Here is a 17,261-nt window from a genome sequence, read left to right as displayed (position 1 = left end):
CGCGCGGTCCAGGTGACGCCGAGCACGCGCGAGGCACACAGACCCGGTCAGCCCAGGTGCACGATCTCGGGGGCACCGACCAGGTCCGCCTTCGAGTGCTTGATCATGAAGAACGAGATCGGAGCGGCGAGCAGGATCAGCCCGGCAGCCCAGAGGAACGCGACCGAATACCCGCTCACGAAGGCGTCGAGCTGAACGGTCGGCGTCGCCGGGTTCGAGGCCAGGTAGCTCGAGATCGCGGCCGTGTACAGGGCGGTGAACAGGGCGGTGCCGATCGACCCGCCGATCTGCTGGGTCGCGGACACCGCGGCGCTGGCCACGCCCGCGTCGTGCGCGTCGATGCCGGCGAGGGCGACGTTTTGCAGCGGTACGAAGATGGCTGCGAGGCCGATGCCGAGCAGGATGACACCCGGCAGCACACGCAGCACGTAGTCGTCCTGGACAGTGACGAAGGACAACCAGGCGAGCCCGGCGGCGGCGATGACCGGGCCGATCGTCAGGGGCAGGCGCACGCCGACCTTCGGCAGGATGCCGGAGAGCGCGGTCGCGCAGACCATGATGGTCGCCGTCATCGGGAGTGAGGCGAGCCCGGAACGCAGCGGCGAGTAACCGAGCACGATCTGGAAGTACAGGGTGAGGAAGAAAAGACCGCCGAGGAGGCTCGCTCCGGTGAGCAGCGAAACCAGGAAGGCCCCGCCGCGGACCCGGTCGGTGACGACCCGGAGCGGCAGCAGCGGGTTCGTCGCCCGGGCCTCGACGATGACGAAGGCCACGAGGAGCACGACGCCGAGGGCGAGGAAGCCGATCGTCTCGACCCGCCCCCAGCCGTTCTCGGCCTGGCTGAAGCCATAGACGAGTGAGGCGAGGCCGGTGACGATGAGGATCACGCCGGGCAGGTCATAGCGGGTATTTCCGTGCGCGCGGCTCTCCTGCATCAGCGGGATCGCGGCGAGGATCGCGACGAGGGCGATCGGCACGTTGACGAGCAGGCACCAGTTCCAGCTGGTGAACTCGGTGAGCACCCCGCCGAGCACGAGGCCGACGGCCGCGCCGCCGCCACCGATCGCGCCGTAGACGGCGAAGGCCTTGATCCGGTCCTTGCCGCCGGGGAAGGTGATCGTGAGGATCGCGAGAGAGGCCGGGGCGAGCAGGGCGGCGAATGCACCCTGCAGGCCGCGGGAGATCAGAAGCTGGGTGGTGGTGTCTGCGAGGCCGCCGACCATGGATGCGAGCGCGAAGCCGGCCATCCCGACGAGGAAGGAGCGCTTGCGGCCCCAGTAGTCAGCGATGCGGCCGCCGAGCAGCAGCAGCGAGCCGAAGGCGAGGGCGTAGATCGTGACGACCCAGGTGCGGTCGCCGTCGCTCATGCCGAGGGCGAGCTGCGCCTTCGGCAGGGCAATGTTGACGATGGTCCCGTCGAGCACGACCATGAGCTGGGCCAGTGCGAGCACGGCGAGGAGCCACCAGCGGCGCGGGTGAGCTGCGGGATCGTGCAGGGGCGGGGAGGAGACGGAGAGAGCAGGAGCAGGGGAACTCATCGAGACAGAAATCCTATTCAAACGAACTAGTTGGTTGGGATAGGTATGATCTTAGTCATGAGAAGTGACGGTGAAGCGACCCGCGAGCGAATTCTCGATGCAGCCCAGGCCGAGTTCGCCCGGTACGGACTGGCCGGCGCGCGCGTCGACCGCATCGCCACGGCCGCGAAGGCGAGCAAGGAGCGCCTCTATGCATACTTCGGCGACAAGGGCGCCCTGTTCACCGCGGTGCTCGAGGTCAACCGGCGCGACGTGATGGCCGCGATCCCTATGGACACGGACGACCTGCCCGGCTTCGTCGGCCGGGTCTTCGACCACGTCGTCGAGTACCCCGAGCACGTGCGGATGCTCGACTGGGCCAGGCTCGAGGGCGCCGCCGCGCTGCTACCGACGACCTCGGAATGGCGCAACGGCCCGGAGGCGGCCGCGATCGCGGCAGCCCAGTCCCGGGGCGAGATCGACCCCGGCTGGGATCCGGAAGACCTCGTCACCCTCGTCTTCTCGCTCGCGACGTCGTGGGTGCACTCCCCCGGGGTGTTCCCCGCCCCGGGCAGCGCGCCGGAGGCATCCGTGCGGGAGCGCCGCCGCGCCGCAGCGGTCGCCGCCGCCCGCAAACTCATCGCCCCCTGAGCCGGGGCGGGCCGGGCAGCGGATGCCGCCGGTCGGCCCCGACGGCCCGCCGCTACCCCTTGAGGTGGTAGCGCACGCTCGAGAGTTCGGCGAGCAACGCAGCGGGGACCCGGTCGCCGAACTGGGCGAAGTAGTCCTCGGTAAGGTCGCACTCGGCGAGCCAGCTGGTCTTGTCGATGTGGAACAGCTGCTCCACGGTCTCGTCCGAGAGGTCGAGACCGGCAAGGTCGAGGGCGCCCGCGGCGGGGAGGCGTCCGATCGGAGTGTCGATGGCATCCGTCGACCCTTCGATGCGGCGCACGATCCACTCGATCACCCGCGAGTTCTCGCCGAAGCCGGGCCAGAGGAAGCTGCCGTCCGCGCCCTTGCGGAACCAGTTGACCTGGAAGATCTCGGGGGCGCGGCTGCCGAGGCCCTTGCCGACCTTCAGCCAGTGCGCCCAGTAGTCGGCCATGTTGTAGCCGCAGAACGGGAGCATCGCGAAGGGGTCGCGGCGGAGTTCACCGACGGTGCCCTCTGCGGCGGCGGTCTTCTCGGACGAGATCGTCGCCCCCATGAAGACGCCGTGCTTCCAGCTGCGGGCCTGGGCGACGAGGGGCACGTTCGTGGCGCGCCGCCCGCCGAAGAGGATCGCGTCGATCGGAACGCCGCCCGCGGCCTCCCAGTCGTCGGAGATCGAGGGGCACTGCGCCGCCGCGACCGTGAAGCGGGAGTTCGGGTGGGCGGCCGGCGTCGGCGACGAGGGCGTCCAGTCGTTGCCCTCCCAGTCGATCAGGTGACTCGGCGGGGTCGCGGTGAGGCCTTCCCACCAGACGTCACCGTCGTCGCGGAGGGCGACGTTCGTGAAGATCGTGTTGCCCCAGACGGTCTGCACCGCGGTCGGGTTGGTCTCGATGCCGGTGCCGGGGGCGACGCCGAAGAAGCCCGCCTCCGGGTTGATCGCCCAGAGGCGGCCGTCGGGGCCGGGTCGGAGCCAGGCGATGTCGTCGCCGATCGTCTCGACGGACCAGCCGGGGATGGTCGGGCGCAGCATCGAGAGGTTGGTCTTGCCGCAGGCGGAGGGGAAGGCGCCCGCGAGGTGTACGGCGCGTCCCTCCGGCGAGGTGACCTTGATCAGAAGCATGTGCTCGGCGAGCCAGCCCTCGTCGCGGGCCATCACCGACGCGATCCGCAGGGCGAAGGACTTCTTCGAGAGCAGCGCGTTGCCGCCGTAGCCCGAGCCGTACGACCACACCTCGCGTGTCTCGGGGAACTGCACGATGTACTTGGTGTCGTTGCAGGGCCACGTGACGTCGGGGCGGGTCTCGCCCGCGGCATCCGTGAGCGGGTAGCCGACGCTGTGGATGGTCTGCACCCAGCGGGCTCCTGCCTCGATCAGCTCGAGGACGGCGTTGCCCATCCGGGTCATGATGCCCATGTTGAGCACGACGTATGGCGAGTCGGTGATCTCGACGCCCAGCTGGGAGATCGGGCCGCCGAGCGGGCCCATCGAGAACGGCACGACGTACATCGTGCGGCCGCGCATGCTGCCGGCGAAGACGGCGCGCAGCTCGTCCTTCATCGCGGCGGGGTCGGCCCAGTTGTTGGTGGGGCCGGCGTCGTCGGGGTCCGTCGAGCAGATGAAGGTGCGGTCTTCGACCCTGGCGACGTCGGACGGGCTCGTCCGGGCGAGGTAGCTGTTCGGACGCCACTCGGGGTTCAGCTTGATGAGCTTGCCCTCTGCGACGAGCTGCTTGGAGAGTTCGTCGGCCTCCCGGCTCGAACCGTCGCACCAGATCACTTCGTCCGGCTGGGTCAGCCGGGCGATGGAATCCACCCAGGACTGTAGATTGGGATCCGTGGTACCGGCAGTGTCGTCGGAATCGCTTCCGCTGGATGTGACTCGGAAGTGGGCGATGGTCATCTCCTGGCCTTTCTCGGTATGGGGTGTACAGCGGATGCCTGCGGTCGTGATCGAAGCATCCGCCCGGCTTGTCGTCGGTGACTCGTCGTCCGTAACTTTGTGCTGCAGAACCAGAATGCGCGCAATCTTCCCTCTTGGATCAAAAAACTCTTGTTAAGAATCATGCTTCTTTAGATATTGTTAAGGAATGTCGACTCGAGCCTCTGACCTCGTCACCCTGGGCCTGCGCATCCGCCACCATCGCGGCGAGCGCGGCCTCACCCTCGACCAGCTGGGCGAGAGGGTCGGACTCGCGGGCAGCCAACTGTCGCTCATCGAAAACGGCCGGCGGGAACCGAAATTGTCGATCCTGCAGGACGTGGCGACCGTGCTCGGCGTTCCGATCGCCGACCTGCTCAACGGCGAGGCGCCGAACAAGCGGGCCGCGCTCGAGATCGAGCTCGCGCGGGCGCAGAAGAACCCGCTCTACGGTGCACTCGGCCTGCCAGAGGTCAAGGTCACCAAGGGCATGCCCGTCACGGCCCTCGAGTCGCTCATCGGGTTGCACCGTGAGCTGGCGCGGCGCGCGAGCGAGGCGATCGCGACGCCGGAGGAGGCCAGGCGGGCGAACACCGAGCTGCGCGAGCTCATGCGCGAGCAGAACAACTACATGCCCGACATCGAGGAGCTCGCCGAGGACCGGGTGCGGGCATCCGGTCACGTCTCGGGCGCGCTCACGCACCGCGAGGTGAGCGTGATGGCCGAGCAGCTCGGCTTCAGCCTGATCTATGTCAACGACCTTCCGAACTCGACCCGCTCGGTGACCGACCTCGTCAACCACCGGATCTACCTGCCGCCGGCGTCGATTCCCGGCGGGCACGGGCTGCGGTCGATGGCGCTGCAGGCGATGGGGCACCGGCTGCTCGGGCACGAGCGCCCGGCGAGCTATGCCGAATTCCTGTGGCAGCGGCTCCAGATCAACTACTTCGCGGCCGCGTGCCTGATGCCGCCTGCCGCGTCCGTCGCGTTCCTCGCGCGCGCGAAACGCGAGCGCGAGCTCTCGGTCGAGGACTTCCGTGACGCGTTCGGGGTGACCCACGAGGCCGCGGCACTGCGCCTGACCAACCTCGCCACCTCACACCTGGACATGCCGCTGCACTTCCTCAGGGTCACCGGCGACGGCGCCCTGCAGAAGGGCTACGAGAACGACGGCCTGCCGCTGCCGGTCGATGTCACCGGTTCGATCGAAGGCCAGTTCGTCTGCAAGCAGTGGAGTGCCCGCAGCGCCTTCACGCACACCAACCGCACGACCGAGTTCTACCAGTACACCGACACACCGGCCGGCACCTTCTGGTCGGCCACCCAGACCGGGGCGGCGGATGGCGGTGAGTTCTCGATCAGCGTCGGGGTGCCGTTCGTGCACGCCAAGTGGTTCCGCGGACGCGAGACCGTGCAGCGAGCCGTGTCGCGCTGCCCGGACGAGTCCTGCTGCCGCCGGCCGGCCTCCGACCTGGCCGCGCACTGGGCCGGCCACGCCTGGCCGAGCGCCCGCCTGCACGCGCACGTGCTCTCGCCCCTGCCGAGCGGCACCTTCCCCGGCGTCGACGACACCGAGGTCTACGAATTCCTCGAGGCCCACGCGGCGCCCTGAGTCGCGCGGTGTCCCGAAACCGCCCTGGGCATCGTAGGAGATGTCTCGCACCTGAGGATCTGTCCGCTCATGCAGCAGAGCGACGGACGTGCGCTACCGTCGTACGAGACGTTCGTACCACGTTCACACGGTAGGGGGAATCCATGGCAGACAACGACGCCGAAGCGGTGCTGCCCGACGACGGGCTCGATGCGATCGATCGGACTCTGATCGTCGCTCTCCAGACTGATGGACGAATGACGTATGCGGAGTTGGGCGCACAGGTCGGGCTCTCGGCCGGCGGGGCTCGTCTTCGTGTGCGCCGGCTCGAGGAACGTGAGATCGTCCAGGTCGTCGGGGTCACCGACCCACTCAAGCTGGGGTACGAGCGAATGGCGATGCTGCACCTGTCGGTCGAGGGCGACGTGCACGCAGTCGCTGACGCAATCGGCGCCCTGGAAGGGGTGATCTATCTGGTCATCGGTGCGGGCTCATACGACCTGCTCGTCGAGGTCATCGCCGTCAACGCTGACGCACTCCTCGAATTGATCAACGGGCGCATCCGCACGATCCCGGGAGTCTCGCGCTGTGAGACGTTCTCGTATTACAACATCCATACCCATCGATTCACGTGGGGTACGCGATAGCCGGATCACCGTCTGCTCCGTGCGGACAGGACCCGGTCGAGTGCCTCTACGAAGAAGTCGACGCTCTCGGTCGTGATGTTCAGCGGCGGCTTGATTTTGAGGACGTTCTTGTAATCTCCGGTCGGCTGGACAATGCAGCCTTCACGCAGCAGTTCCTCGCAGATCTCGGACGCTTCCACTGAGGCCGGTTCGAGGGTATCGAGGTCACGTACAAGCTCGACGCCCAGATACAGGCCCAATCCGTGCACAGCGCCGATGATGTCGTGCCGGCCCTGCAGCGTGACGAGCTTGGCTTTCAGGTCGCCTCCGACAGTGCGTGCGTTCTCCTGCAGGCCTTCCTCGTGGAGGATGTCGAGCACGGTCAGCCCGACGACGCAGCTGACTGGGCTTCCACCGGCGGAGGAGAACATGCTGCCCTCTTCGGCGAATTTCTCGGCGATGTCACGACGTGTGATCACGGCCCCGACTGGCTGACCATTGCCCATGCCCTTGGCAATCGTGATGATGTCCGGTATGACCCCCTGCTGTTCGACCCCCCAGAAATACTCTCCGAGGCGACCGTATCCGACCTGCACCTCGTCGGAAATGGTGAGTCCGCCTCTGGATCTCACCTTCTCGAAAACGCCGGCCAGGTACCCGTCCGGCAAGAGCACGCCACCGGCATTTCCGAAGACCGGTTCCCCGATGAAGGCCGCAAGACCAGTTCCTGCGTCATCGAGCACTCCGAGTCGGGCTTCGAGATCTTCCAGGTATCGGGCGGCTGAATCGGCGCCGCGGTATGTGCCGCGGAAGGGGTGGGGCGCATCGATGACGTGCACCCAGTCCGGCCGGGTTTCCAGCGCACGCGGGTTGTCTCCGATGGAGGATGAAACGGCGTCGGCTCCCACCGTCCAGCCGTGGTACGCCTCCTGGAAGGCGAGGACGCCATCATTCCCGGTATAGGTCTTCGCCAACCGCAGCGCGAGATCGACAGCTTCGCTGCCGCTGTTCACGAGGAAGACGGTGTCCAGACCGTCTGGAGCCAGGGCCACAAGCCGTTCCGTGAAACGCGGCAATGCGCTGTAGTTGAAACGGGAGTTGGTGTTCAGCAGCGACCATTGATTGCTCACGGCTTTGACCAACCGGGGATGGGCGTGTCCGGCCAATGCGACGTTATTCACCAGGTCGAGATAGCACTGAGCGTGCACGTCGATGAGGTGTTCCCGCCAACCGCGTTCAATTTCCGGGGGCTCCGTGTAGTAGTGCTCCTGGACTGCGGCGAACGTCGAAACACGCCGCTCGAGAACATCCCCGGACAGCAGTTCAGGTGCAGCAAGGTCGATGCCGAGAAGCGGGGAGGGGTCTGGGTAGACACGCTGCCAGATCTCGGCTTCAGCAGGAGTAGCGAAGAAGGCTGGGCGGATGCCCGCCACCCGTGACAGTTGGACCCTGACGTGGACGGGAGCTTCGGGCCGTGCCGTTCCCGCGCGTGCCGCGCCGATGCGCTGCCCTGCGCTGACGCGACCCGGCGCCACGGGTTCGAGCCCGAAGAGCCAGATCTCGTACCCGCTCGCTTCCAACACCAGTGCGTCGCCCTCGATGCGCACGGAGCCGTCGACCGGTGCCGAGAAGACCGTTCCGGGTGCAGTCACTACCTCGACGCCGAGAGCCAACGTCGCGGTTTCCCCCGTGTAATGCAGCTTCGCGCGCGTCAGCCGGTACTCGCCGTAGCGCGTGACGGCTGTGCCCGATGTTCGGAAGACCGCGGCGGCGAGGGCAGCCTCGGAGTCGTGGCGCACCCAGATCCCGTCGCTGAGTTCCGGGTTGGTGACGGAGAAGTCAAGGACGGACATCGGGGCGGCCTGGAGGAGGAGGGCCTCGGGGCGCTCGATGACGCTGCGCCGATCGAAGCGCACGCGTGCTCTGATCAACGCGCACATCTGCTGAGCGTCAAGGCCCTCAGCGGCTTCGAATGCGATCCATTCGTGGTCACGATTCTCTGATGCGTAGTGGTTCGCGTCGTCAACGGCGACCTGCTGCTCGCCACTGACCACGAGGACACAGGTTCTGAGGACGATGAGGGCCCAGAGCGCAGCGAGCTCGTCGTCGGCCAACGGCGTATGCGTGACGAACGCGGCGATCGTCTCGAGGATGATCAACGGTGTTCGCGGGTTGTGGTGAAGGATGGATGCGCAGGTGACAGCCAGCTCGGCGACGATCCAGCTGTCGGCGATGTCGCCGAAGTCGATGACACCGAGCGTGCTGCCGTGCCGGGTGACGACGTTGTCATCGGTGATGTCACCGTGGATGGGCTGCGATCGGAGCTTGTCGCTGAGCGGTTGCAGCGCCGCCTGTGCTTGCGCCGCGGCCTCTCGAACGCGCTCCCGGCGAACAGGGTCCGGCACGTGCGGAAGATACATCTGCACGACCTGCGTCGCGATCCGGAGATTCCATTGGGTGACTCGCGCGGTGCCGGGGTGGACGAAATCTTCGAGGGAAGCGGCGAGACGGCCGGCAGTGTGGCCCAGGGAGCGGGCTTCCACGACTGAGAGAGCACCGCGACTGGTGAGCGCATCCCCTTCGACGAAGCTCAGGAGTCGGACGTGGAGGTCGACGTCGTCGACATGAACGATCCGGATCGCGGCTCCGTCGCGCGAAGGGACGCTTCGAGGAACGTCGATTCCGGCCAGGCTCACACGTTCCGCTGCAGCATCCTGGGCCTCGAGCTCCTGGGCGGAGAACGCTGGATTGGAGAATTTGAGGAGCCAACGCGTCTCGCCGTCGTCGATGAGAAAATTGCGGTCCTGTTGACTTCCCAGTTCGGTGAGGTGTCCGGTCACGTGAAAGAGATCCCTGGCGACGGATGTTGCGTCGTGTTGCGTCACGGAGGGCCTGGGGAGAGAGGGATTGGAGAAGAAGTTGTAGTTCGTCATTGTGGTGTGTTTCAGCCGATCCGTGTGAATTTCCTGTGGGCGAACTCGTCGACGGCGAATCGTACGACTTCGCGACCTTGGGCTGGTGTCTTGATTCCGGCGAAGGGAGGGTCAATCCATGGCTTCAGCATTTCATAAATGTCACGGAATTAGTCAATATGGTGACAAATCATTAGCCCGAGGTCCATGTGCATGATTTTTGCATACCGTAACCGTCAGAGGTCAGCACGCCATCGAAGCGGGGCGACGGTCAGGCGGGCGCGGGGGCGAGCGCGCCCGCCGGGAGGCCGAGTTCGTGCTCCGCGACGGTGCGCACAAGGTCGCGCTGGCCGCGGGCGTCGCCGTAGCGCACGACCGCGTGCGCGTTGATGCCGTCGATGATCGCGAGCAGCTGCCAGGCCAGTGCGCCGCTGTCGGCGACCGCGAACTCGCCACGCGCGCAGCCCCGGTTCAGGAGGGCCACCAGGAACGCCTGCCAGGCATCCATCTGCACACCGACCTCACGGGCCAGGGCGATGTTGCGTCGCCCGACGCTCCAGGCGTCGAGCCACACGGTCGTCACCGCGCTGCGGTCGGGGCCGAGGAGCGTGTCGATCAGCGCGCGCAGCGCCTCGACGGAAGTCGGGAGCGCCGAAAGCTCCTTCGTGATCTCCGCGAGCTCGGCGCCGGCGATCGAGCCGAAGGTCGTCGCGACGAGGCCCTCCGTGCTCGGTTCATAGTGGCTGACCAGGGCGGGTGTGACGCCGACCCGGGCCGCGATCGCGCGGAGCGTGATGGCGTCGAGACCGTCGTAGCGGGCGATCTCGCGGGCCGTGCGCGCGATCTCGGAGGCGCGCTCGGGACCGGACTTACGCTTGGCGCGGCTCGGAAGGGTTGACATCGCACCTCAGTGTATATAGTTTTGCCTCGGGCTTATTGATCAAGTGATCAACTAGCTCCCTATCCTTCCTTCGACCGCCGTTCCCGGCACCCCAGGAGACGCCTTGCAGCTCATCATCGCCCCCGCCGCCCCGCCGCTGACCCGGGTCGCCGGCGCCGCACCCTCCGCCACCCCGCTCCGGGTCGGCCTCGTGCAGCACCGCTGGCACGCGGACGACGCGGCCCTCCGCGCCGAACTCGCCGAGGGCATCCGCCTCGCCGCCGCCGCGGGAGCCCGGATCGTGTTCCTCCCGGAGCTGACCCTCCGCAAGTACCCCGGCAACCGGCGCGCGACCGGCGTGCCCAAGCTCGATGCCGAGGACCTGCTCACCGGCCCGACCTTCGCCTTCGCCGCCGAGCAGGCCCGCGCGCACGGCGTCGTCGTGCACGCCTCGCTGTTCGAACGGCCGGACCCGGCCGACCAGCCCGGCGACCCGCGCGGCTACAACACCGCGATCATCGTCTCCCCCTCCGGCGAGTTGCTCGGCCGTACCCGCAAGCTGCACATCCCGGTGACCGAGGGCTACTACGAGGACACCTACTTCCGCCCCGGGCCTCCAGAGGACGCATACCCCGTCTACGCGCCGGCCGAACTCGACGGCGCCCGCATCGGCCTGCCGACCTGCTGGGACGAGTGGTTCCCCGAGGTCTCGCGCCTCTACGGCCTCGCCGGGGCGCAGATCCTCGCCTACCCGACCGCGATTGGCTCAGAACCGGGCTTCCCGGCCTTCGACACCCAGCCGATCTGGCAGCACGTCATCGTCGGCAACGGCATCACGAGCGGCCTGTTCATGGTCGTCCCGAACCGCTGGGGCGACGAGGGCGACCTGACCTTCTACGGCTCCTCGTTCATCTCCGACCCCTACGGGCGGATGCTGGTCCAGGCCCCCCGCGACACGTCGGCCGTGCTCGTCGCCGACCTCGATCTCGCCCAGCGGGCCGAGTGGCTGGCCCTGTTCCCGTTCCTGGGCACGCGCCGGCCCGACAGCTACGCGCGTCTGACCGCCCCGGTCGAGCTGACGCATCCGTTCGGTGCGGACGCGGACTCGAGCGCGGGCGCGGCGGACCGCGCATGACCTGGCGGATGCCCGCGGAGACCGCGTTGCACGAGCGGGTCTGGATGGCCTTCCCCTCCGACGGTTACACGCTCGGCGACACGGCGGCCGAGGCGGAGGAGGCGCGCAGCACCTGGGCGGCCGTCGCACACGCGGTGCTCGAGTTCGAGCCGGTGACCATGGTCGTCGACCCCGGCGGGAGCACGGCCGGGACCGGCGCACGCGACGCGCGCGCCGCCGCCGCGCGGCACCTCTCCGCCGGCGTCGACGTGCTCGAGGCCCCGCTCGACGATGCCTGGATGCGCGACATCGGGCCGACCTTCGTGCTCGACGACAACGGCAGGCTCGGCGCCGTCGACTGGATCTTCAACGGTTGGGGCGGCCAGGACTGGGCGAGCTGGGGCCGCGACGCCGACATCGCCGGGATCGTGACCCGCGCGGCCGGGGCGACACCGGTGTCCTCGCTGCTCGTCAACGAGGGCGGCGGCATCCAGGTCGACGGCGAGGGCACCGTCATCGTCACCCAGACCGTGCAGCTCGACCCCGGCCGGAACCCGCACGCGGACCGGGCCAGGGTCGAGGCCGAACTCGCCCGCACCCTCGGGGCGACCCACGTGATCTGGCTGCCGCGCGGCCTCACCCGCGACCAGGCCCGCTTCGGCACCCGCGGGCACGTCGACATCGTCGCCGCGATCCCCATGCCCGGCACGCTCCTGGTGCACGCCCAGAACGACCAGGCGCATCCCGACTACACCGTGACCCGCGAGCTGCGCGCGGTGCTCGCCGCCTCGACGGATGCCGCAGGCCGGCCCTGGACGATCATCGACCTGCCCGCGCCCGCCCGGATCTCCGACGACGAGGGATTCGTCGACTACAGCTACGTGAACCATCTCGTGGTCAACGGCGGCGTCATCGCGTGCGGCTTCGGCGAACCCCGGGCGGATGCCGCGGCCCGGTCGATCCTCGAGGACGCCTACCCGGGGCGGAAGGTTGTGACCGTGGACGCGCGGCCGCTCTTCGCCCGCGGCGGAGGCATCCACTGCATCACCCAGCAGCAGCCCGCGGCGGCTAAACCCGCCGCAATGTCTGGCGGTGAGGCTGTCGGCGCAGCTAGGGTATGTGTGGGCGTGTGATTACCCCCTGTTCCGGGGTCAGTCGCACGGCCGACCCTACCCATCTATCACTACGTAACCATTCGTCGGAAGGTCTGTCGTTCGCCCCGGCGGCTGATTCGATTTTCCAGACGGTGTCGGACCCCTCGCAGCACTGACTGCGCGCCGGTCCCCTCCGTTCGACTGCCGACTTCACGGTCCCGAAACCCGGGTCGGCTGAGCACCCCGACGAAGAGGTGACGTCGAAGCGAGAAACGCGGACCCGCCGTGACCCACCCGACACCCGATACACCTGTACCCCCAGCCGGCGACCGGCCGCTGGCCTCCGCCACTGGACGTGCGGGAGTCCTCGAATGAGCGCCGCAGGCGATTTCCGTGACGTGGAACGCGAGGCCCTGCTGCGCCGCAGCCAGCGCTCCGCCGCACGCTCCGCGGCGAAGAATCCCCCGGTCGCACGCGCAAGCCAGCCCTCGACCGGGACCTCCCCCGTCGTCCGGCTCGGGCGCAGCGCAGCGATCACCTTCAACCCGGCGCTCCTGAGCGCCGCAGAGCGCAGCCGGTTCAGCCGGCACATGAACGCCCGGGTGTCTCCGGGCAAGGGCGTGCTCTCCAACGCGGAGTACTACGCCCAACAGGCCTTTGTCGACGTCGCCCAGATCTCGGTGCCCACGGTCAGCGGCCGGGACAACGTGAACTGGGTGCTCAAGCGCGGCGACGGCAGCACGGAGGTCGTCCCCGACTTCGTGGCCCGGGCCGTCCAGCCGCGGGAAACCGGTCATCCGGGCGTGAGCGCTGCCGTGACCGCGCCCGTTGCGGTGCCGGTTGTTCTTCCGGCCGCCGCGCTCCAGGCCGCGCCGCCGGTCGCCGCGCCGCTCGCTGGCGCACCGTTTGCTGCCGCGCCGCCGCTCGCCGCGCAACTGGCCGCTGCACCGCCGGCGCGACCCAGTGCATCGGCTGCCGCTGCCGCGCTTGCCGCAGCCGCAGAGACCGCGGTCGCTCAGGCAGCCGCGGCGCAGGCCGCCGCCGCGCAAGCCGAGGCGGCACAGGCCGAGGCGGCGCACGCCGCCGCCGTGCAAACCGCTGCAGCACAAGCAGCGGCACACCGTGCGGCTGAGCAGGCCGAGGCAGCGCACGCCGCGATCGAGCAGGCCACCCGGGCGCAGGCCGCAGCCGCTCACGCCGAAGCACAAGCCGCGGCAGAAGATGCCGCAACCGCGCAGGCCGCAGCCGCGCACGCAGCGGCACAGACGGCGTCAGCACAAGCCGCCGCCGCACAGGCATCCGCGGCACAGGCCGCGGCCGCACGGGCCGCCGCAGCGCAAGCGATCAACGTGCCGCTGCACGTGCCACTGGCCGGCCCGTCGCGACTGCCCGCGCCGCCGGAACCGGAACCGGTGTCGACGGTGCGGTCCGCTGCGGTGTCTGCTGCACACCTCGCCGCACAGCGCGCACCCCAGGCACCCCTGACCCGGTCAGCGCGTGCGCCGATGGCGCCCGCGCCGGGCGCGCCGATCGTGGCGAACTACGTCGGCACGGTCACGGGTTCTCAGGTCCTGCGCGCCGAACGGGACAGGGCCAGGGAGATCCTGGCCAGGGCCACGGGGCTGCGGGTGAAGACCGGGCAGAAGAGCACGGGCCCGAACTATCGCGCCGCGCTCATCTCCGAGAACCGGGCGCGCACGAAGTTCTTCGAGCTGAATACCCAGACCGAGCAGGCCACCGCCCGCGAGGCGCGCATCGAGTACGCCGCGCTGCTGAGTTCGCTGACCGAGGGCACCGAGAACCATCGGATCGAGTACGAGGCGCAGCTCTCAGCGCTGCTCGCGGGTGTCGCACTGCCGGCCCTGACGGAGCGGATCGCGGCCGCCGAGGCGATCGTGCACCGCCAGGACGAGATCGCCGGGCTCGCCACGGATTCCGCGGAGCGCTGGGCGGCCGGCTCCCCGCAGCGGAAGGTCAACCACATCGAGTAGGCCGGGTCGCGCGGGCTCAGCGGGGCGGCATCCGGATTCCGCCGTCGAGCCGGATCGTCTCGCCGTTGAGCATCGGGTTCTCCACGATGTGCCGCACGAGCGCGGCGAACTCGTTCGGGTCGCCGAGCCGGGCCGGGTGCGGAACCTGCGCGGCGAGCGACTCCCGCACCGCGGCGGGCATGCCCTGCAGCATCGCGGTGTCGAAGACGCCCGGCGCGATCGACACGACCCGGATCAATGAGCGCGCGAACTCCCGGGCGAGCGGCAGGGTCATCGCCGCGACCCCGCCCTTCGAGGCCGCGTATGCCGCTTGCCCGACCTGTCCGTCGAAGGCGGCGACGGATGCCGTCGTCACGATCACGCCCCGCTCGGCGGTCCCGCCTCCCCCTGGTCCACCACCCGCGCCAGAGCCGGCCCCGAAGCCGGCGCCGAGGCCGATGCCCAGCGCGTCGATCGGCTCGGCGGCGAGCATCGCGGCCGCCGCGAGCCGGATCACGTTGAACGTCCCGGTGAGGTTCACCCGGATCACCCGCTCGAAGTCGTCGAGCGGGAGCGGGCCGTCCCTCCCGACGGTGCGTTCCGCCGGCGCGATTCCCGCGCACGTCACGACGATCCGCAGCGGCGCCATCGACACCGCAGCCTCGACGGCACGGTGAACATCGCCCGCGCTCGTGACGTCGCCGGCCACGAAGCGCGTCCGGTCGCCGAGGGCGGCCACGATCGCGGCCCCGGGTGCCCCCGGCAGGTCGAGCAGCACGACCGCTGCCCCGGCCGCGTGCAGGGCGGTGGCGGTGGCCAGCCCGAGGCCGGAGGCGGCCCCGGTGACCAGTGCGGAGCATCCGTCGATGCGCATTTCAGAGCCTCTCGATGATCGTCGCGTTGGCCATGCCGCCGCCCTCGCACATGGTCTGCAGGCCGAAGCGGCCACCGGTGCGCTCGAGGGTGCCGAGGAGGGTGCCGAGCAGGCGGGTGCCGGAGGAGCCGAGCGCGTGGCCGAGGGCGATCGCACCGCCTGCCGGGTTGAGCCGGACGGGGTCGGCGTCGAATTCGCGCGCCCAGACGAGCGGCACGCACGCGAAGGCCTCGTTGACCTCGTAGGCGTCGAGGTCGTCGAGGTCGAGGCCGGAGCGGGCGAGGATGCGCCGGGTCGCCGGGATCACGCCGGTGAGCATCGGGAGCGGGTCGCTCCCCGTGATGGCGAAGCTGTCGAACCGCGCCCGCGGGGTGCAGCCGAGCTGGGCGGCGCGGGCGGCGCTCATGATCAGCACGGCGGAGGCGCCGTCGGTGAGTGGCGACGAGTTACCCGCGGTGGTCAGCCAGTCGAGGTCGGGGAATCGGTCCGCAAGGGCATCGGTGCGGAACGCGGGCGGCAAGGCGGCCAGGGTGTCCAGCGTGGTACCGGGGCGGATGGTCTCGTCCTCGGTGACGACGGTGCCGTCCGGCAGCCGGACCGGCACGAGGCCGCGCGCGAAGTCACCGCTTTCGCGCGCCTCGGCGGCCAGCCAGTGCGACCGGGCCGCGTAGTCGTCGAGCTCCGTGCGGGTCAGGCCCCAACGGCGGGTGATCAGCTCGGCGGAGACGCCCTGGCCGACGAGACCGTTCGGGTAGCGCTCGTGCAGGAGACGACCGGACGGATCCTGGCCCGGGCGCAGGGACGAGCCGAGCGGAACCCGGCTCATCGACTCGACTCCGCACGCGATCACGATGTCGTAGCTTCCGGCGATCACGCCCTGGGCGGCGAAGGTCGCAGCCTGCTGGCTCGAACCGCACTGCCGGTCGATCGTCGTGCCCGGCACGGACTCCGGGAATCCCGCGCTGAGCAGCGCGGTGCGGGTCACGTTGTAGCCCTGCTCACCCGTCTGCGTGACGCAGCCCCCGATCACGTCGTCGACGAGCGCGGGGTCGAGGTCGTTCCGGCGCACCAGCTCGGCGAGCACCCCGGCGAGCAGGTCCGCCGGGTGCACCCCCGACAGTGCTCCACCCGGTTTGCCCCGCCCGGACGGGGTGCGCACGACATCGATGATCACGGCCTCGTTGCTCATGCCGACAGCCTAGGCCTATGCCGCGCCGCCGGGGCCCGCCGCTGGGTCCCGCCGCCGTTGGTGCGTCGCGTGGTTCCGCGAGAGTGGATGCGCGGCGCGGGTCAGGCGGAGAGCGCCCACATCGCGACGGCGCTGGCCGCGGCCACGTTGAGGGAGTCGATGCCGTGCTTCATCGGGATCTGCACGACGCTGTCGGCTGCGGCGAGGGCGTCCTCGGTGAGGCCCTCGCCCTCTGCGCCGAGCAGCAGGGCGAGCTTCTCGTGATCGCGATCATCGAAGTCGCGCAGGCTGACGGCATCCGCCCGGAGGGCGAGCGCGGCGACGTGGAAGCCGCGCCTCGACAGCAGCGCACGGGTGCTCGGCCAGTCGCCGACGCGGGTCCACGGCACTTGCAGCACCGTCCCCATCGAGACGCGGATGGCGCGGCGGTAGAACGGGTCGGAGCAGCGCGGCGTGACGAGGATCGCATCCGCCCCGATCGAGCCGGCGGAGCGGAAGATCGCACCGACGTTGGTGGGGTCCGACACGTTCTCAAGGATCACGATGCGCCGGGCCCCGGCGAGCAGGGTGTCGGCGTCCGGCAGGGCGGGCCGGTTCATCGCGGCGATCAGGCCGCGGTGCAGGATGTACCCGGTCAGCTCGGCGAGGAGCTCCCCTGGCCCGACGAACACCGGCACGTCCTCGCCGACGAGGGCGCGGGCCTCGTCGACCGTATTGCCGAGCGCGAGCACGGAGCGGGGCCGGTGGCCGGCCCGCAGCGCCCGCTCGAGCACGAGCGCCGACTCGGCGATGTACAGGCCGTGCTCGGTGCCGCGGGCCTTCTTGAGGGCGACGTCGGTGACGTGGGCGTAGTCGACGAGCCTCGGGTCGTCGAGGTCGGTGATCTCGATGACGGGCATCCGTTCAGTCTACGAGCCGGGGG

The 17,261-nt window shown here is 69.5% G+C and carries 13 protein-coding genes; 6 read left to right on the top strand and 7 right to left on the bottom strand.

What is annotated here, in order from left to right:
- Nucleotides 1-47: 47 nt before the first annotated feature.
- Complete coding sequence (locus tag RHM57_RS01255) at nt 48-1,538, bottom strand: MFS transporter (RefSeq protein ID WP_322189413.1); 1,491 nt, start codon at nt 1,536-1,538, stop codon at nt 48-50.
- A gap of 57 nt (nt 1,539-1,595) precedes the next feature.
- Between RHM57_RS01255 and RHM57_RS01250 the strand changes: the two genes are divergently transcribed.
- Complete coding sequence (locus RHM57_RS01250; protein WP_322189412.1) at nt 1,596-2,168, top strand: TetR/AcrR family transcriptional regulator; 573 nt, start codon at nt 1,596-1,598, stop codon at nt 2,166-2,168.
- Nucleotides 2,169-2,220: 52 nt separating this feature from the next.
- Here the strand turns inward: RHM57_RS01250 and RHM57_RS01245 are convergent, their stop codons facing one another.
- Entirely contained in the window at nt 2,221-4,071 is a 1,851-nt protein-coding gene (locus RHM57_RS01245) for a phosphoenolpyruvate carboxykinase (GTP) (RefSeq protein WP_322189411.1), read from the bottom strand.
- A 187-nt stretch (nt 4,072-4,258) separates the two neighbouring features.
- On the opposite strand from RHM57_RS01245, the gene RHM57_RS01240 reads away from it, so the two are divergent.
- Together RHM57_RS01240 and RHM57_RS01235 are read left to right on the top strand one after the other, a co-directional pair.
- A complete protein-coding gene (locus RHM57_RS01240) occupies nt 4,259-5,701 on the top strand; it encodes a helix-turn-helix domain-containing protein (protein ID WP_322189410.1) in 1,443 nt (480 codons plus the stop codon).
- A gap of 143 nt (nt 5,702-5,844) precedes the next feature.
- Nucleotides 5,845-6,327, top strand: a complete 483-nt coding sequence (locus RHM57_RS01235) for an Lrp/AsnC family transcriptional regulator (RefSeq protein ID WP_322136462.1) — start codon at nt 5,845-5,847, stop codon at nt 6,325-6,327.
- Nucleotides 6,328-6,332: 5 nt separating this feature from the next.
- On the opposite strand, the gene RHM57_RS01230 is transcribed toward RHM57_RS01235, so the two are convergent.
- Together RHM57_RS01230 and RHM57_RS01225 are read right to left on the bottom strand one after the other, a co-directional pair.
- Nucleotides 6,333-9,239, bottom strand: coding sequence for an aminotransferase (locus RHM57_RS01230; protein WP_322189409.1), 2,907 nt, complete (start codon nt 9,237-9,239; stop codon nt 6,333-6,335).
- Nucleotides 9,240-9,489: 250 nt separating this feature from the next.
- Nucleotides 9,490-10,119: a TetR/AcrR family transcriptional regulator gene (locus RHM57_RS01225; RefSeq protein WP_322189408.1), complete on the bottom strand. Its 630-nt coding sequence runs from the start codon at nt 10,117-10,119 to the stop codon at nt 9,490-9,492.
- Between the two features lie 103 nt (nt 10,120-10,222).
- Here RHM57_RS01225 and RHM57_RS01220 point away from each other — a divergent pair, with 103 nt between their 5' ends.
- From RHM57_RS01220 to RHM57_RS01210, 3 genes are all read left to right on the top strand, one after another.
- Nucleotides 10,223-11,233 (top strand): nitrilase-related carbon-nitrogen hydrolase, encoded by a 1,011-nt coding sequence (locus RHM57_RS01220; protein WP_416173099.1) that lies wholly within the window; start codon nt 10,223-10,225, stop codon nt 11,231-11,233.
- Complete coding sequence (locus RHM57_RS01215) at nt 11,230-12,345, top strand: agmatine deiminase family protein (protein ID WP_322189407.1); 1,116 nt, start codon at nt 11,230-11,232, stop codon at nt 12,343-12,345. Before RHM57_RS01220 ends, RHM57_RS01215 begins: the two co-directional genes overlap by 4 nt.
- Before the next feature lie 332 nt (nt 12,346-12,677).
- Complete coding sequence (locus tag RHM57_RS01210) at nt 12,678-14,297, top strand: hypothetical protein (protein ID WP_322189406.1); 1,620 nt, start codon at nt 12,678-12,680, stop codon at nt 14,295-14,297.
- Nucleotides 14,298-14,313: 16 nt separating this feature from the next.
- Here RHM57_RS01210 and RHM57_RS01205 read toward each other — a convergent pair whose 3' ends face one another.
- The 3 genes from RHM57_RS01205 to RHM57_RS01195 all read right to left on the bottom strand — a co-directional run bounded on the left by RHM57_RS01205 (nt 14,314) and on the right by RHM57_RS01195 (nt 17,238).
- Entirely contained in the window at nt 14,314-15,150 is an 837-nt protein-coding gene (locus tag RHM57_RS01205; RefSeq protein ID WP_322189405.1) for an SDR family NAD(P)-dependent oxidoreductase, read from the bottom strand.
- 1 nt (nt 15,151) lies between these two features.
- Nucleotides 15,152-16,339 carry a thiolase family protein gene (locus RHM57_RS01200; protein WP_322189404.1) on the bottom strand — a complete coding sequence of 396 codons (1,188 nt, stop codon included), beginning with the start codon at nt 16,337-16,339 and terminating at the stop codon, nt 15,152-15,154.
- A 101-nt stretch (nt 16,340-16,440) separates the two neighbouring features.
- Nucleotides 16,441-17,238, bottom strand: a complete 798-nt coding sequence (locus tag RHM57_RS01195) for an RNA methyltransferase (RefSeq protein ID WP_322189402.1) — start codon at nt 17,236-17,238, stop codon at nt 16,441-16,443.
- Between the last annotated feature and the right edge of the window lie 23 nt (nt 17,239-17,261).

Origin of the sequence: Cryobacterium sp. 10S3 (assembly GCF_034344045.1) — a bacterium.
GTDB lineage: Bacteria > Actinomycetota > Actinomycetes > Actinomycetales > Microbacteriaceae > Cryobacterium > Cryobacterium glucosi.
The sequence above is the reverse complement of the archived record's forward strand: the minus strand, read 5'-3'. Positions and strand labels throughout refer to the sequence as shown.

Excerpts from the sequence above, each read along its gene's own strand:
- RHM57_RS01255 (WP_322189413.1), bottom strand. The coding sequence starts at position 1,538 with ATGAGTTCCCCTGCTCCTGCTCTCTCCGTCTCCTCCCCGCCCCTGCAC.
- RHM57_RS01250 (WP_322189412.1), top strand. The coding sequence starts at position 1,596 with ATGAGAAGTGACGGTGAAGCGACCCGCGAGCGAATTCTCGATGCAGCC.
- RHM57_RS01245 (WP_322189411.1), bottom strand. The coding sequence starts at position 4,071 with ATGACCATCGCCCACTTCCGAGTCACATCCAGCGGAAGCGATTCCGAC.
- RHM57_RS01240 (WP_322189410.1), top strand. The coding sequence starts at position 4,259 with ATGTCGACTCGAGCCTCTGACCTCGTCACCCTGGGCCTGCGCATCCGC.
- RHM57_RS01235 (WP_322136462.1), top strand. The coding sequence starts at position 5,845 with ATGGCAGACAACGACGCCGAAGCGGTGCTGCCCGACGACGGGCTCGAT.
- RHM57_RS01230 (WP_322189409.1), bottom strand. The coding sequence starts at position 9,239 with ATGACGAACTACAACTTCTTCTCCAATCCCTCTCTCCCCAGGCCCTCC.
- RHM57_RS01225 (WP_322189408.1), bottom strand. The coding sequence starts at position 10,119 with ATGTCAACCCTTCCGAGCCGCGCCAAGCGTAAGTCCGGTCCCGAGCGC.
- RHM57_RS01215 (WP_322189407.1), top strand. The coding sequence starts at position 11,230 with ATGACCTGGCGGATGCCCGCGGAGACCGCGTTGCACGAGCGGGTCTGG.
- RHM57_RS01210 (WP_322189406.1), top strand. The coding sequence starts at position 12,678 with ATGAGCGCCGCAGGCGATTTCCGTGACGTGGAACGCGAGGCCCTGCTG.
- RHM57_RS01205 (WP_322189405.1), bottom strand. The coding sequence starts at position 15,150 with ATGCGCATCGACGGATGCTCCGCACTGGTCACCGGGGCCGCCTCCGGC.
- RHM57_RS01200 (WP_322189404.1), bottom strand. The coding sequence starts at position 16,339 with ATGAGCAACGAGGCCGTGATCATCGATGTCGTGCGCACCCCGTCCGGG.
- RHM57_RS01195 (WP_322189402.1), bottom strand. The coding sequence starts at position 17,238 with ATGCCCGTCATCGAGATCACCGACCTCGACGACCCGAGGCTCGTCGAC.